Origin of the sequence: Streptomyces sp. NPDC052042 (assembly GCF_044548345.1) — a bacterium.
Lineage (GTDB): Bacteria > Actinomycetota > Actinomycetes > Streptomycetales > Streptomycetaceae > Streptomyces.
Genome location: NZ_JBIUBU010000001.1, coordinates 392,988 through 408,142 on the forward strand (window position 1 = coordinate 392,988; position 15,155 = coordinate 408,142).

A 15,155-nucleotide genomic window follows, 5' to 3' on the forward strand; every position below is an offset into this window, starting at 1 on the left:
CCGTGTGAGCCCTGAAGGGGGCAAAACTACCCGATAGTAGGGCTTTCTTCTCCGGGCGGGCGAAGCCTACGGTGCCTTTATGTCGAACCACTTCGCCACGCGCGAGCCCGAGATCAGCCTGTCCGAGCTGCGCGGTGACTGCGCGCGGATGGCGCCGCACTGGACGGCCCGCGCGAAGCCCGCTCCCGACCGGGTGGCCCCGGAACGGATCCACGGTGTGACCGTGCCGGACGCGTCCGCCCGGATGATCGACGGCATGTCGGAGTACGGCGACTGAGATCCGGGTCCCGCGGTCCGGCCCCGGACGCCCCCGACGGCGGCCGGGCCCCGCGGCGCGGCCGGGCACGCGGACACGACCTTCCGGTGCGCGATTCCTCTCGTCGGCGTGCGGCGGACCCGTTCCGGGGAACCGTACGGCCCCCTCCCCCGTCCCATCGGTGTCCCCGACCCGAGGGGCGGACGGCAGGCCGGTCGACGGCCTGTGGTGACGGCAGCGCAGGCGAAGGAGTGGACCCGGTTGAGCACCGAGCGACCCGACAACGACATGACCGGTCCCCAGGACGATGCCCCCGGCCCCCGGCGGCGTTCACCGCTGAAGGGCGAGCCGGACGGGGCTCCCACCGGTGCTCCGGACGCGGCGGCGTCCGCCCGGGCACGGCTTCCGAAGCGTTCCCTGGTCGTGGCCTCCGTGGCGGCGGTGCTGCTGGCCGGGGGTGGCGGCGCCTACTGGGCGGCGACCGCCGCGAACGGGGGCGGTGGCAACGACACGGCCGCTGCCCAGGCCGGTGACCCCGCCCCTCCCCCGCTGGCGCTGGACGGGCCTCATCAGGGCGTTCCGTCGACGACCCCGGACGGCCCCCCGCAGGGCATCGCGGTCGGTGAGCCCGACCCGAACGGGGGCACGGTGGTGTACCGGGTGTCCGGGGAACTCCCGCAGGGACCGGGCCGGGCCGAGGTGCGCCGTGCGGCGGGCACGGTCACGGCGGCGGAGGTGACCCGGCTGGCGAAGGCGCTCGGCCTGGCCGGCACGCCGCGGGCGGAGGGCACGTCCTGGACGGTGGGCTCGGACAAGGACGGCTCGGGGCCGTTCCTGCGGGTGGACAAGCAGGCTCCGGGGACCTGGACCTTCGCCCGGTACGGCTCCGGCGGGACGGACGACTGCCGCGGCACGTCGGTCTGTTCGAGCGGGAAGGCCGCTCGGGGCGGCAGCGGTTCCCCGGTGGGCGAGAGCGCCGCCAAGGCTGCCGCGACCCCGGTGCTGAAGGCGGTGGGGCAGGACGGCGCCGCCCTCGACGCCCGCCAGGTGATGGGGTCCGCGCGGGTGGTGAACGCGGACCCGGTGGTGGACGGGCTGCCCACGTACGGCTGGTCGACCGGCGTCCAGATCGGCCCGGACGGTGACGTGGTCGGCGGCAGCGGGCACCTGAAGGCCCCGGAGAAGGGCGACAGCTACCCGGTGATCAGCGCGGGCGAGGCGCTGAAGCAGCTCAACGGCTCCTCGTCGCGGACGGGCCGGGACTCCGGGATCGGCGGGTGCGCCGATCCCGTGCCGCTGGAGGACGGTGTGAAGGCTCCGGAGGTCCGCTGCGGGGCGCGGACGGGGGCACCTGAGCCGGAGCCGACGACGGTGACGATCGACAGGGCGGTGTTCGGCCTCTCGATGCAGTACGTGGCGGGCGAGCGGGCGCTCGTGCCGTCCTGGCTCTTCACGGTGCGACCCGCCGCGGCCGGCACGGGCACGACGGTGGCACGGGTCGCCGTGGACCCCGCGTATCTGGCGAAGGACGCCCCGGCGACGCCTCCGGGGGACGAGGGCGGCACGTCCGGGACCTCGCGGCAGATCCTGTCGTACAGCGCCGACGCCCGTAACCTGTCGGTGACGTTCTGGGGAGGGGTGTGCAGCACGTACGCGGCGAGCGCGGCCGAGGACGGGAAGACCGTGCGGGTGACGGTGACGGAGTCGAAGCAGGACGCGAAGAAGGTCTGCGTGATGATGGCCAAGGAGCAGACCCGGACGGTGACGCTGGACGCGCCGCTCGGTGACCGGGAAGTGATCGACGCGGCCTCGGGCGCCCGCGTACCCCGCGCCTGACGGCGCGCGCGCGCCTCCGTGCGGTCCGGGACCGCGCTCACGGCCTCGGTCCCGCACGTGCGGCCCCGTTCGCACTGCGCGGGCCGGTGCGCCGCGCGGTGGCCGGGACGTACGGCGCGGACGGTGAGCCCCGTGACGGTCGGGGCGCATGCGCAGGCGGCGGCTCCGGATTCCGGGGCCGCCGCCTGCGCGTGGTTCTCCGCCCCGCCTTCGGGCTTCGGCGCCTTCGGGCTCAGCTGTCTTCGGGGCTCAGCTGAAGGAGTCGCCGCAGGCGCAGGAGCCCGTGGCGTTCGGGTTGTCGATCGTGAAGCCCTGCTTCTCGATGGTGTCGACGAAGTCGATGGAGGCGCCGCCGAGGTACGGAGCGCTCATCCGGTCGGTGACGACCTTGACGCCGTCGAAGTCCTTCACGACGTCGCCGTCGAGCGAGCGCTCGTCGAAGAAGAGCTGGTAGCGCAGGCCCGAGCAACCGCCGGGCTGGACGGCGACGCGCAGCGCCAGGTCGTCGCGGCCTTCCTGCTCCAGCAGGCTCTTGACCTTCGCGGCGGCGGCGTCGGACAGGAGGATGCCGTCGCTCACGGTGGTGGTCTCGTCCGATACGGACATCTGCTTCTCTCCCGGGGTTGTACGGAGACTGCTTGCCGACGTTGCAACCGTCGGGACCGCGGATTCATTCCGGACCGAGCGCTTGCCTGTTCCCTTCATGCTCGCACACGGGCCGCGCCGGGGGATGCGTCACATCGACGCTATCGCCGTCGTCAAAGTGACATAAAGCAGATATGATAGATAGCGTCATTTCGACGAAAAGGCTCCTCCGCAGAGAAGAAAGGGTGCGTGACGTGACCACGGCCCACCCCGTCCAGGATCTCGACGTCCAGCCGACGCCCCTCGCGCTGCTCCTCCTCGGCCGCGAAGCCGACCCGAGGAGCGAGCGCGGTGTCGAGTGTCCCGGCGACCTGCCCGCCCCGTCCGACCCGGACCTCGTGGAGCGTGCCCGCGCGGCCAAGGAAAAGCTCGGGAACAAGGTGTTCGTCCTCGGCCACCACTACCAGCGCGACGAGGTCATCCAGTTCGCCGACGTCACCGGCGACTCGTTCAAGCTCGCCCGGGACGCGGCGGCACGCCCGGAGGCGGAGTACATCGTCTTCTGCGGTGTGCACTTCATGGCCGAGTCCGCGGACATCCTGACCACCGACGACCAGAAGGTCGTGCTGCCGGACCTGGCCGCGGGCTGCTCCATGGCCGACATGGCCACCGCCGAGCAGGTCGCCGAGTGCTGGGACGTGCTGACCGAGGCCGGGATCGCGGACCAGGTGGTGCCGGTCTCGTACATGAACTCCTCCGCCGACATCAAGGCGTTCACCGGGCGGCACGGCGGCACGATCTGCACCTCGTCCAACGCCAAGCGGGCGTTGGAGTGGGCCTTCCAGCAGCGTGAGTCCGGCACCGCCAAGATCCTCTTCCTGCCCGACCAGCACCTCGGCCGGAACACCGCGGTCCGGGACCTGGGGATGTCCCTCGACGACTGCGTCGTCTACAACCCGCACAAGCCGAACGGCGGCCTGACCGCCGAGGAGCTGCGGAACGCGAAGATGATCCTGTGGCGCGGGCACTGCTCGGTGCACGGCCGCTTCTCGCTGGACTCCGTCAACGACGTGCGCGAGCGCATACCGGGCGTCAATGTGCTGGTGCACCCGGAGTGCAGGCACGAGGTCGTGGCGGCGGCGGACTACGTCGGCTCCACCGAGTACATCATCAAGGCCCTGGAGGCGGCTCCGGCCGGCTCGAAGTGGGCGATCGGCACGGAACTGAACCTGGTGCGCCGCCTGGCGAACCGTTTCGCTCCCGAGGGCAAGGAGATCGTCTTCCTCGACAAGACGGTCTGCTTCTGCTCGACGATGAACCGCATCGACCTGCCGCACCTGGTGTGGGCCCTGGAGTCGCTGGCCGAGGGCAAGCTGGTCAACCGGATCCAGGTCGACCCGGAGACCGAGAAGTACGCGAAGCTGGCCCTGGAGCGGATGCTGGCACTGCCGTAGCCGACGTCATCCCCCTCCGCGGCCGCCGCCCCGGGCACGACCCTGCCGGGCGGCGGCCGCGGTGCGTCCCACCGGCAGTCGCGAAGCGTTCCACCGGTGCCCTCGCTCCGGCCCGAACCGGGCAGAAGGGCGAGCCCCGCCCGGCGGCCATGGCGACGCCGGCCGGCGCGCCCGCCATGCCCCCGCCTCTCGTTTCCCTGTGGGCAGCCGAGCGACGGCGGACAGCCGACCGGCCCCGCACTCCTCGACTCCGCCCCCCGCCAACTCCGCCCCCGCCCGGAACGACTTCGCCACCTTCCTCGATCAACGGCGGGAAGGCGGCGGGCAGAACGGGAACGGCCCGTCCCACGGGTGAACGTGGGACGGGCCGTTCCTGTCGTCGGCGGACCGGCTGCCCGGCCGGTCGCTCCGTCGGTCACACGCCCGACGGCTCCGGCTCGCGCGTCTCCTCGGGCGGAACCGGAAGGCCCGCCTTCTTGGCGCGCTTGGCCGCCTTCTTCTTCGCGCGGCGCTCCTTGCGGAGTTCGACCATCGCGTAGAGCGTCGGCACCAGGAGCAGCGTCAGCAGCGTCGAGGTGACCAGACCGCCGATCACCACCACCGCGAGCGGCTGCGAGATGAAGCCGCCCTCCCCGGTGACGCCGAGCGCCATCGGGACCAGGGCGAAGATCGTCGCGAGTGCCGTCATCAGGATCGGGCGGAGGCGGTGGCGTCCACCTTCGATGATCGCTTCGACGATGCTGAGGCCCTGTGCGCGGTACTGGTTGATCAGGTCGATCAGCACGATCGCGTTGGTGACCACGATGCCGATCAGCATCAGCATGCCGATCATCGCCGGAACACCCATCGGGGTGCCGGTGAGGAGGAGCAGGCCGATCGCGCCGGTGGCCGCGAACGGGATGGAGACCAGGAGGATCAGCGGCTGGACGAGGGACCGGAAGGTCGCCACGAGCAGCATGAACACGATCGCGACCGCGGCCAGCATGGCGAGGCCGAGCTTCAGGAACGCGTCGTCCTGGTCCTCGGAGAGACCGCCGATGGTGGCCGTGGCGCCGTCCGGGAGCTCCAGGGTGTTGATCTTGCTCTGGAGTGCGGTGCTGATCGCGCCGATGTTGTCACCGACCGGGCGGGCCGTGACGGTCGCGGCGCGCTGGCCGTCGATGCGGGTCTTCGAGACCGGTCCGGGGACCAGTTCGACGTCCGCTATCTGGCCGAGCCGGACCGGGCCGAGGGGAAGCTTCTCCAGCTCGGCCATCGTGGTGGCGGGGTGGGCGGAGGTGATGACGACCTTGCGCTCGGTGTCGCCCATGACCGCCGTGCCGGCCGGGGTGCCGCTCACCGCTCCGGCGACGACCGCGCCCAGCGTGGTCTGGTCGAAGCCGGCGTCCGCCGCACGGGCGTTGGCCTTGACGGAGATCCTGGGGACGCTCTGTGCCAGGTCGCTCTGGACGTCGGTGACGTCCTTCAGCTTGGCGACCTCGGCCCGCACCTGCTCGGACGCCTTCTTCAGGACGTCCGCGTCGGCGGCCTTGACCACGACGGCGAGGTCCTGGCCGCCGAAGCCGCCGCCCCCCGAGGTGGTGGTGATGTCGCCGATGCCGTCGAGCTTGCCGAACCCCGTCTCCAGACGCTTCCGCACGTCCGCGGCGTCACCCGCGTCCTTCAGGGTGATCTGGTAGGAGGCCTGGTTGGAGCCCGTACCGCCGCCGAAGCCCGCCATGAAGCCGGAGGAGCCGACGGTGACCTGGTAGTCCTTGACCCCCTTCTCGTCCTTGAGGACCTTCTCGACCTTCCTGGCCGCCGCGTCGGTGGCCGCCAGGCTGGTGCCGGGGGCCAGCTTCTGCTTGACGGAAAGGGTGTCCTGCTCGCCCGGGTCGAAGAAGTTGGTCTTGAGCAGCGGGGCCATGCCGAAGGTGCCCAGCAGCACCACGAACGCGATGACGATGCTGGTGATCCGGCGCCGGGTCGCGAACCGCAGGACCGGGATGTACAGCCGCTGGAGCCGGTTGCGGGCCTCCTTCTCCTCGGCCTGGCGGCGTGCTTCGTCCGGGTTCTCGGAGGTGCCCCTGGGGGCGCGCAGGAACCAGAACGACAGGACGGGCACGATGGTCAGCGACACCAGCAGGGACGCCAGCAGGGCCGCGGAGACGGTCAGCGAGAACGAGCCGAACAGCTCGCCGACCATGCCGCCGACGAGACCGATCGGCAGGAACACCGCGACCGTGGTGAGGGTCGAGGAGGTGACCGCGCCGGCCACTTCCTTCACGGCGGTGATGATCGCCGTCTGGCGTTCCTCGCCGTAGCCGAGGTGGCGCTTGATGTTCTCCAGGACCACGATCGAGTCGTCGACGACGCGGCCGATCGCGATGGTCAGCGCGCCGAGGGTGAGCATGTTGAGCGACAGGTCGCGGGTCCAGAGCACGAGCAGCGCGAGGACCACGGACAGCGGGATGGAGACCGCCGTGACCAGGGTGGAGCGCAGCGAGGCGAGGAAGACCAGAATCACCACGACCGCGAAGACCAGGCCGAGCGCGCCCTCGGTGGTCAGGCCGGAGATGGCCTTGGAGACGGCGGGGCCCTGGTCGAAGACGATGGTCAGCTCGGCACCGGAGCCGAGGTCCTTGCGCAGGTCGGGGAGCTGGTCCTTGACCGCGTCCGAGATGGCGACGGCACTGCCGTCCTTGTCCATCGTGGCCATCACGGCGAGGCTCGGCCGGCCGTTGGTGCGGGTGAGGGAGACCGCGGTGGCCGGCTCCTGCTTCACGGTGGCGACGTCACCGACCCGGACCGGCTTGCCGGACTTGCCCGTGGCCGGGTCCGTCGCGGTGACCCGCAGGTCCTCGATCTGCTTCAGCGAGGTGAACGGCCCGCCCACCTGGACGGTGCGGCTCTTGCCCGACTCGGAGAAGGAACCGGCCGGGACGGTCGCCCCGCCCGCCTTGAGCGCCTGGGAGAGCGTCATGGCGTTCAGACCGGCCGCCGCGAGCTTCTGGTCGTCGGGTGTGACGGACACCTGGAGGTCCCGCACACCGCTCACGGAGACCTGGCCCACGCCCTCGACGTTCTCCAGCGCGGGGACGACGGTGCGGTCCAGCTGGTCGGCGAGGGCCTGCTGGTCCTTGTCGGAGCTGACGGCGAGGACGACGGTCGGCATGTCGTCCGTCGAGCCGGCCACCACCTGCGGGTCCACGGTGTCGGGCAGCAGGGCCCGGGCGCGGTTCACCGCCTGCTGGATGTCGGCGACGAGCTGCTTGGTGCCCGCGCTGTCGAAATCGAAGGACGCCATGATGATGGCGTTGCCCTCACTCGCGGTCGAGGTGACGCCGGTGACACCGTCGACCGCCTTGATGGAATTCTCCAGCGGTTCGACGACCCGCTTCTCGACCACATCGGGCGACGCGCCCTGGTAGGGAGCGAGCACCGAGACCATGGGAAGGTCGATGGTGGGCAGCAGCTGCTGCTTGAGCTGTGGGATCGCGATCACGCCGAAGACGAGGGCGACGATCGAGATCAGTCCGATCAGGGCTCGTTGGGCGAGGCTGAATCTGGACAGCCAGGACATGAGTGGTGGTCTCTCTTCTGTGGCTTGCGCGGCGATGGGGCGGGCGGCTGGGGGACAGACCCGGCCCACGTACACGATCCCTTATCGCCGAACCCGGAAGCCTCGGCCCCAGGGTCGCTTTCTCATCCCGCGCATACCGCAGCTGGAGTACGCCTTTCCTCCACCCCGCGTCCCGCCCCCGGGGTGGAGCGGTGCTCCCTCTCCGGGACCGCTCCGTTCCACCCGGGCGGCGTCCTCACTCCGCCCGGGGGCGCACCAGACCCGATTCGTACGCGATGACCACGAGCTGCGCCCGGTCCCGTGCGCCGAGTTTCGCCATCGCCCGGTTCACATGGGTCTTGACGGTGAGCGGGCTGACGGCGAGCCGGTCGGCGATCCCGTCGTTGGAATGCCCGCCCGCGACGAGGACGAGCACCTCGCGCTCCCGGCCGGTGAGGGCGGCCAGCCGCTCGATGTACTCGCCGGAGCCCGGCCCCTCGCCGTCGCCCGAACCACCGCCCTGGGCCAGGAAGGTGGCGATCAGGCCCTTGGTCGCGGTCGGTGAGAGAAGCGCCTCGCCGGCAGCGGCGATCCGGATGGCGGCGAGGAGTTCGTCCGGCTCCGCGCCCTTTCCGAGAAAGCCCGACGCCCCGGCCCGCAGCGACTGCACCACGTACTCGTCCACCTCGAAGGTGGTGAGCATGACGACCCGTACGCCCGCCAGCTCCGGGTCGGCGCTGATCACGCGGGTCGCGGCGAGCCCGTCCATGCCGGGCATCCGGATGTCCATCAGCACCACGTCGGCGCGGGTCGAGCGGGCGAGTTCCACGGCCTGGGCTCCGTCCGCGGCCTCCCCGACCACCTCCATGTCGGCCTCCGAGTCGACCAGCACCCGGAACGCGCTGCGCAGCAGCGCCTGGTCGTCCACGAGCAGCACCCTGATGGGCAGTGTCATGCGTTCCCGTCCTCCCCCACGCGGACCGCACGGCCCGTCGTGCCCGTCGTGCCCGTCGTGCCGGGATCCTCCGGCTCCGCCGTACGGCCCTCGACGGGCAGGATCGCATGGACGCGGAATCCGCCGCCGTAGCGGGGCCGCGCGGTGAGGGTGCCGCCGAGCGCGGTGACGCGTTCCCGCATGCCGAGCAGGCCGTGTCCGCCGCCCGAGCGGTGGCCCTGGTCCGCTTCGTACCCGCCCGCACCCGTGCCCGGAGCGCCGTCCCCGGTACGACCGGCGCCGCCCGAACCGTTGTCGATCACGGTGATCTCCACGACGGCCCCGACCCGTACGACGCTGATCTCGGCCTTCGCGTCCGGCCCCGCGTGCTTGCGGACATTGGTCAGGGCTTCCTGGATCACCCGGTACGCGGCCAGGTCGACGGCCGCGGGCAGTGGGGGCCGCCTGTCCACACAGGCCACCTCCACCGGGAGACCGGCCCGCCGCACGGTGTCCACCAGTTCGTCGAGGACCGCGAGCCCGGGGGCCGGTTCGGTCGGCGCGGCCGGGTCACCGGACTGCCGCAGCAGCCCGACGGTGGCCCGCAGTTCGTCGAGCGCGGACCGGCTCGCCTCCCGGACGTGGGCCAGCGCCTCCTTCGCCTGGTCGGGGCGCCGGTCCATGACATGGGCGGCCACCCCCGCCTGCACGTTGACGAGCGCGATGTGGTGGGCGACGACGTCGTGCAGATCCCGGGCGATCCGCAGCCGCTCCTCCGCGACCCGGCGCCGGGCCTCCTCGTCCCGGGTCCGCTCGGCGCGTTCGGCTCGTTCCCTGATCGCGTCGATGAAGGCGCGCCTGGAGCGGACGGCGTCCCCCGCCGTGCAGGCCATGCCGGTCCAGGCGAAGACGCCGAAGTTCTCCTGGCTGTACCAGGGGCCGGTGCCGAAGCACATGACCACGCCGGTCAGCGCGACCGCCGTGAGCAGGCCGACCCGCCAGGTGGTGGGCCGGTCGGTGCGCGACGCGACGGTGTACAGCGCGACGGCGTTGGTCATCACCACGGGCGAGGGCGGATCGGAGAGCACCAGCCCGACGACGGTCGGAACGGCGGTGACGGCCAGCACCGCCATGGGATTGCGCCGCCGCCAGACGAGCGCCGCGGCACCGGCCGCCATCAGCAGTACCCCGCTCGCGTCCGGGCTGCGGGAGCCGACGCCGGGGCTGTCCGGCACGCCGGGGTGCGTGAACGACACGGCGAGCATGGCCAGGAGCGCGGCCAGCGCGAGCGCGGCGTCCATGGCCAGAGGATGGTCGCGCAGCCAGCTCCGGGCACGCAGAACGCCGGTTCCGAGGGTGGTCACGTCAAGCTACGTTACGGCGTGTCGCGCCTGTGCTCCGGCGGGTCCTCGAAAGGTTCCGGACACGGCCGTGCCCCGGTTCTCCGGCGGACCGGGGAAGCGGGGCACGGGCCTGTGCGCGGAACGCGCACGGCACGCACGCGGCGCGCGGACGCGGATCCGTACGCCGCGGTCACGCGGAGCGCGCGCTCATCCGCACGGCGTGCCAGAGGGCGAGGGGCGCGTCAGCCGGGGATCAGACCTTCGTCACGGAGCATCGCACGCACCTCTTCCAGGGTCGCGTCGGGCGACGGCAGGATCAGCTCGGACGGTTCCAGAGAATCGTCCGGCAGCGGCGTACCGAGTTCGCGCACCTTGCCCAGGAGCGCGTGGAGGGTGGCGCGGAAGGCTGGGCCGTCGCCACTCTCCATCTCGGTCAGCAGTTCGTCGTCGAGCTCGTTGAGCTCGGCGAGATGGCTGTCGGCCAGGGCGACCTGGCCCTCCCCCATGATCCGTACGATCATGACACTGCCTCAGCTCTTGTCGAACCGGTGCGGGGCCTGGGACGCCTGCTGCTGCGCCGCGTCCTGCTGGCCGCCCTCGATCGCCTGCGGCGCGGTGGAGCCGCCGGCCAGCTCGGCCTTCATGCGCTGGAGTTCCAGCTCCACGTCCGTACCACCGGAGATCCGGTCCAGCTCGGCGGCGATGTCGTCCTTGGCCGTGCCGGTCGGGTCGTCCAGCGCGCCGGACGCGAGCAGCTCGTCGATCGCGCCTGCCCGGGCCTGGAGCTGCTGGGTCTTGTCCTCCGCCCGCTGGATCGCCAGGCCGACGTCGCCCATCTCCTCCGAGATCCCGGAGAACGCCTCACCGATCCGGGTCTGCGCCTGGGCGGCGGTGTAGGTGGCCTTGATGGTCTCCTTCTTCGTGCGGAAGGCGTCGACCTTGGCCTGGAGTCGCTGGGCCGCGAGGGTCAGCTTCTCCTCCTCGCCCTGCAGCGTGGCGTGCTGCGTCTCCAGGTCGGTGACCTGCTGCTGGAGCGCGGCGCGCCGGGACAGCGCCTCGCGGGCCAGGTCCTCCCGGCCGAGCGCGAGCGCCTTGCGGCCCTGGTCCTCCAGCTTGGCGGACTGCCCCTGCAGCTGGTTCAGCTGCAGCTCCAGCCGCTTGCGCGAGGTGGCCACGTCGGCGACCCCTCGGCGTACCTTCTGCAGCAGCTCCAACTGCTTCTGATACGAGTAATCAAGGGTCTCGCGCGGATCCTCGGCCCGGTCAAGGGCCTTGTTCGCCTTCGCGCGGAAGATCATCCCCATACGCTTCATGACACCGCTCATGGGCTTCGCGCGCCCCCTTCTGACGGACTGAGCTCCAGCACTCCATACAGAACCCACAGTACGGGCCCTACCTCTATTACCGCACTGTTCGAGCACCGATGTGCTCCTCCCCAAGGACGACTGCACCCGTCCACCGGTCCGGCCAGGGGAGTAGATCAGGCCCCGGGAAGGCCGCCGCGGCGCCGGGAGACCACCCCGGCATCCGGGGCAAACCCCCTCGGTGATGACTTCCGGGACACGGTCCGTTGCCGGATCGTTCCCGACCGGTCTGGGGTCGCGGCGAACGACCCCGTACCCTTGGGTCTTGTGTTCCGTAGCCGTTCGAAGGAAGAGAAGGCGCCCACCGACAAGGTGACGGCGGACCTCTCCAAGAAGCCCCGCGACCCGCAGGCCCCCAAGGGCCGCCCCACCCCCAAGCGCAGCGACGCCCAGTCGCAGCGCCGTCGCGCCGTCGGTGGCGCGCCACTGGACCGCAAGGAGGCCATGCGCCGGCAGCGCGAAGCGCGCCGTGCGGACCTGGCGCGGCAGCGCGAGGCGCTCGCCAATGGCGACGAGCGCTACTTGCCGGTGCGCGACAAGGGTCCGGTGCGGCGCTTCGTGCGCGACTTCGTGGACTCGCGTTTCCACGTCGCGGAGTACTTCCTGCCGATGGCCGTGATCATCCTGATCCTCAGCGTGATCCAGGTGCAGAACATCCAGACCATCTCGCTGCTGCTCTGGCTCTTCGTGATCGTGCTGATCGTCATCGACTCGATCGGCCTGGTGTTCCGTCTGCGGAAGCAGTTGAATGCCCGATTCCCCAACGCCCCCAAGCGCGGAGCGGTCGCCTACGGGTTGATGCGCACCCTCCAGATGCGTCGGCTCCGACTGCCGAAGCCGCAGGTCAAGCGCGGAGAACGGCCCTGAGCGCAGATTCCGCCGGACCGGTCGGCGGCCCGTCCGCCGCCTCGCCGGGCGACATCACCCCCATCAGCGGTTTCTCGGGGGTGACCTCGGCATGGCTCAAAGGGCTCGGGGGGCTGCGCAACACGGTCCGCCAGGAGCTCGTCGCCCGGCAGATCGACGAACAGATCGCGGCACGCTTCCCGGTGGGGCAGCGGCTGCGCGTCCTGGACGTCGGCATGGGGCAGGGCACCCAGGCGCTGCGCCTGGCCAGGGCCGGCCACACCGTGACGGGGCTGGAGTCCGACGCCGAGATGCTGCGGGTGGCGCGTGAGGCACTCGGCGGCGAGCCCGCGGGCATCCGCGAGCGGGTGCGGCTGATCGAGGGCGACGGTCTGGACACCGGGGTCCACTTCACGCCGGGCAGTTTCGACGTGGTGCTCTGCCACGGCGTGCTGATGTACGTCCAGGACCCGGACGCGATGCTGGCCGGTCTGGCCCGGATGCTGGCCCCCGGCGGCCTGCTCTCGCTGCTCGTACGGAACGCCGACGCGCTGGCGATGCGGCCCGGAAACGCCGGGGACTGGGGTGCGGCGCTGGCCGCCTTCGACACCGACGCCTACACCAACCGGCTCGGCCTCGCGGTCCGGGCCGACCGGCTGGAGGCCCTGACGGCCACCCTGGCCGGAATCGCGGCGCCGCTGCACGCCTGGTACGGGGTGCGCGTCTTCACGGACAACATGAGCAACGACGCGGAGCTGCCGGCCGCCGCCGAACTGGAGCGGTTGCTGGCCGTGGAGGACCGGGCCGGGCGGACCGATCCCTACCGCCGGGTGGCCGCGCTGCTGCATCTGTGCGGAGTACGCGGCTGAGGTGCTGTACGCCGAGGCCGCGCCGAGTACGGGACTGAGCGCGTCCGCGCGGTGCGCGGCAAGGCGTCGGTGCGCCGCGCCTGGCCGGTGCGCCCGCGCCGTACCCGGCCGAGAGCGTTGCCGCCTACATCGTCCCTGGTCAACGGCCGGATAGACCGCTGTGCCGGGTACGTGTGAAGCACCCGGTCGGCCGAACCCAGCGGGCCGTCGGCAGGCGGCGAGGCAATGATCCGGACATGGACGCATTCCACTTCCGTCACCGCTCGCGTCGGCTGCTGCTCCCCATGACCACGGGTGTCTGCGCGATCGCCCTGGTGAGCGGCTGTTCGGGCGAGGTTTCCGGTTCACCGGAGCCCGGCGTCACCACCACGGCCTCCTCGCGGCAGGGTCCCGTATCCCAGCCCACCGGCGATGCCGTCGGCGATCTCCAGGCCCAGTACGAGGCCGTGATCAAGAACGTGCTGCCGTCGGTCGTGCAGATCCAGGCATCCAACAGCCTGGGCTCCGGCGTCGTCTACGACTCCAGGGGGCATATCGTCACCAACGCCCATGTGGTCGGCACGGAGAGGCGGTTCCGGGTCACCGTCGCCACCGGCGAGAAGACCCAGGGCGCCTCTCTGGTGGCCTCCTACCCGGAACAGGATCTGGCCGTCATCAAGCTCGACACCGTGCCGAAGGGGCTCAAGGCGGCCACGTTCGGCAACTCGGAGAAGGTCGAGGTGGGGCAGATCGTGCTGGCGATGGGCTCGCCGCTCGGTCTGTCCTCCAGCGTCACCCAGGGCATCGTCTCCGCGGTCGGCCGGACCGTCAGCGAGAGCAGCACGGGCGGCGGCACCGGCGCGACGATCGCGAACATGGTGCAGACCTCGGCCGCGATCAACCCGGGGAACAGCGGGGGCGCGCTGGTCAACCTGAACAGCGAGGTGATCGGCATCCCGACGCTGGCGGCGACGGACCCCGATCTGGGGGGCGGCGCGGCACCGGGGATCGGGTTCGCGATCCCGGCGTCGATGGTGAAGACGATCGCCGACCAGATCGTCAAGCTCGGCCGGGTCGTCGACTCCGGTCGCGCCGCCCTGAACATCACCGGGCGCACGGTCGTCGACCAGGACTATCAGCCGGCCGGGGTGGCACTGGTGAAGGTGCCGAGCGGCGGGGCCGCGGAGAAGGCGGGGCTGCAGCCCGGCGACATCATCACCAAGATCGACGACACGTCGATCACGACGATCACCTCCCTGTCGGAGGCGCTGGCCTCGGACAAGCCCGGCCAGAACGTCACGGTGACGTACCTGCGCGATGGGCAGGAGCGGACGGCCCGGGTCACGCTGGGCGAGATCTAGTTGTTCTGTCTCGGGAGGTTGTGGACGGGTGATTCAGGTCTCGGCTGAGGGACCTTGAACAGGTGAGGGCCTTCCGGTTCGGTGTGGATTGCGACATCGACACCAACCGAAAGGCCCTCGTGCCCCACCGTAATGCACCCCTGACCGAGACCGGCCGTCTGTGTCTGGCCCGCTGCGTGGTCGAGGACGGCTGGACCCTGCGCAGGGCCGCCGTCCGGCGCCTGCGGTCACGGTGTCGAGACAGCGGAAGCCCTCGGACAGGGCCTCCGCTGTCGAACGGAGTCGAGGGCCCGGGGCAGGCGCTCCTCGGGCTCTCGGCCGACGCGTTGCGCCCGCCGCCCGGCAGGTCGCCGGAGCGCCCCCGGGTCCGCGAGGCGGCCGGCCCCGATCGGTCAGCCCCGAGCCGGCCCGGTCGCCCCGAAGGCTCCGTGCCCCGAGCCGCCCCGGTCCGCCCGGAGGCTTCAGCCCTGGGCCGCCTGGTCGGCCTGGAGGCTCATGGGCCCGTAGACCTGGGCGCCGTCCTCGAAGAGCGTCACCTGCTCCGCCCCGCCGTCGAGGAGTTCCTTCCAGTACTCACCGATCCAGGACTCCGCGTCGCCCTGCGTAGCGAATTCCTCCGGCCGAAGGGCCGGTTCCGTCTCCGTACCGTCGGACTTCTCGAAACGCCATGTCCACGCCATGCCCGCCTCCTGGGTCGGTCTGCTGCCCGCAGCCTAGTGCCCCTCCCGGGACCGGCGCTCCCGTCCGAACGGAAACAGGGCGTGCCGGTACGGGAACGGTGCGTGCG

13 protein-coding genes and 1 pseudogene are annotated in these 15,155 nt (G+C 71.5%); 7 read left to right on the forward strand and 7 right to left on the reverse strand.

What is annotated here, in order from left to right:
• Positions 1-79 precede the first annotated feature (79 nt).
• Positions 80-277, forward strand: coding sequence for a hypothetical protein (locus tag ACIHCL_RS01735; RefSeq protein ID WP_399855727.1), 198 nt, complete (start codon positions 80-82; stop codon positions 275-277).
• A 240-nt stretch (positions 278-517) separates the two neighbouring features.
• Positions 518-2,092 carry a hypothetical protein gene (locus ACIHCL_RS01740; protein WP_399855730.1) on the forward strand — a complete coding sequence of 525 codons (1,575 nt, stop codon included), beginning with the start codon at positions 518-520 and terminating at the stop codon, positions 2,090-2,092.
• 249 nt (positions 2,093-2,341) lie between these two features.
• On the opposite strand, the gene erpA is transcribed toward ACIHCL_RS01740, so the two are convergent.
• Complete coding sequence (gene erpA, locus ACIHCL_RS01745) at positions 2,342-2,698, reverse strand: iron-sulfur cluster insertion protein ErpA (RefSeq protein ID WP_189540679.1); 357 nt, start codon at positions 2,696-2,698, stop codon at positions 2,342-2,344.
• Between the two features lie 224 nt (positions 2,699-2,922).
• On the opposite strand from erpA, the gene nadA reads away from it, so the two are divergent.
• Entirely contained in the window at positions 2,923-4,131 is a 1,209-nt protein-coding gene (gene nadA / locus ACIHCL_RS01750; RefSeq protein WP_399855734.1) for a quinolinate synthase NadA, read from the forward strand.
• Between the two features lie 415 nt (positions 4,132-4,546).
• Here the strand turns inward: nadA and ACIHCL_RS01755 are convergent, their stop codons facing one another.
• From ACIHCL_RS01755 to ACIHCL_RS01775, 5 genes are all read right to left on the reverse strand, one after another.
• Complete coding sequence (locus ACIHCL_RS01755) at positions 4,547-7,693, reverse strand: efflux RND transporter permease subunit (protein WP_399855737.1); 3,147 nt, start codon at positions 7,691-7,693, stop codon at positions 4,547-4,549.
• 235 nt (positions 7,694-7,928) lie between these two features.
• Positions 7,929-8,627: a response regulator gene (locus ACIHCL_RS01760; RefSeq protein ID WP_399855739.1), complete on the reverse strand. Its 699-nt coding sequence runs from the start codon at positions 8,625-8,627 to the stop codon at positions 7,929-7,931.
• Positions 8,624-9,970, reverse strand: a complete 1,347-nt coding sequence (locus tag ACIHCL_RS01765) for a sensor histidine kinase (RefSeq protein WP_399855741.1) — start codon at positions 9,968-9,970, stop codon at positions 8,624-8,626. Before ACIHCL_RS01765 ends, ACIHCL_RS01760 begins: the two co-directional genes overlap by 4 nt.
• A gap of 221 nt (positions 9,971-10,191) precedes the next feature.
• Positions 10,192-10,470 (reverse strand): hypothetical protein, encoded by a 279-nt coding sequence (locus ACIHCL_RS01770; RefSeq protein WP_399855744.1) that lies wholly within the window; start codon positions 10,468-10,470, stop codon positions 10,192-10,194.
• 9 nt (positions 10,471-10,479) lie between these two features.
• Positions 10,480-11,262 carry a PspA/IM30 family protein gene (locus ACIHCL_RS01775; protein ID WP_399855747.1) on the reverse strand — a complete coding sequence of 261 codons (783 nt, stop codon included), beginning with the start codon at positions 11,260-11,262 and terminating at the stop codon, positions 10,480-10,482.
• A 318-nt stretch (positions 11,263-11,580) separates the two neighbouring features.
• Here ACIHCL_RS01775 and ACIHCL_RS01780 point away from each other — a divergent pair, with 318 nt between their 5' ends.
• The 4 genes and pseudogenes from ACIHCL_RS01780 to ACIHCL_RS01795 form a co-directional block, all read left to right on the forward strand.
• Positions 11,581-12,180 (forward strand): DUF3043 domain-containing protein, encoded by a 600-nt coding sequence (locus ACIHCL_RS01780; RefSeq protein WP_399855749.1) that lies wholly within the window; start codon positions 11,581-11,583, stop codon positions 12,178-12,180.
• Between the two features lie 113 nt (positions 12,181-12,293).
• Positions 12,294-13,028, forward strand: coding sequence for a class I SAM-dependent methyltransferase (locus tag ACIHCL_RS01785; protein ID WP_399857097.1), 735 nt, complete (start codon positions 12,294-12,296; stop codon positions 13,026-13,028).
• A 236-nt stretch (positions 13,029-13,264) separates the two neighbouring features.
• The gene (locus ACIHCL_RS01790) at positions 13,265-14,368 is read left to right on the forward strand and encodes a S1C family serine protease (RefSeq protein ID WP_399855751.1); all 1,104 of its coding nucleotides are present in this window, start codon (positions 13,265-13,267) and stop codon (positions 14,366-14,368) included.
• A 119-nt stretch (positions 14,369-14,487) separates the two neighbouring features.
• Positions 14,488-14,586: pseudogene (locus ACIHCL_RS01795) on the forward strand (IS481 family transposase); the annotation flags it as partial.
• Between the two features lie 243 nt (positions 14,587-14,829).
• Here the strand turns inward: ACIHCL_RS01795 and ACIHCL_RS01800 are convergent.
• Positions 14,830-15,048, reverse strand: a complete 219-nt coding sequence (locus ACIHCL_RS01800; RefSeq protein WP_399855755.1) for a hypothetical protein — start codon at positions 15,046-15,048, stop codon at positions 14,830-14,832.
• Positions 15,049-15,155 lie beyond the last annotated feature (107 nt).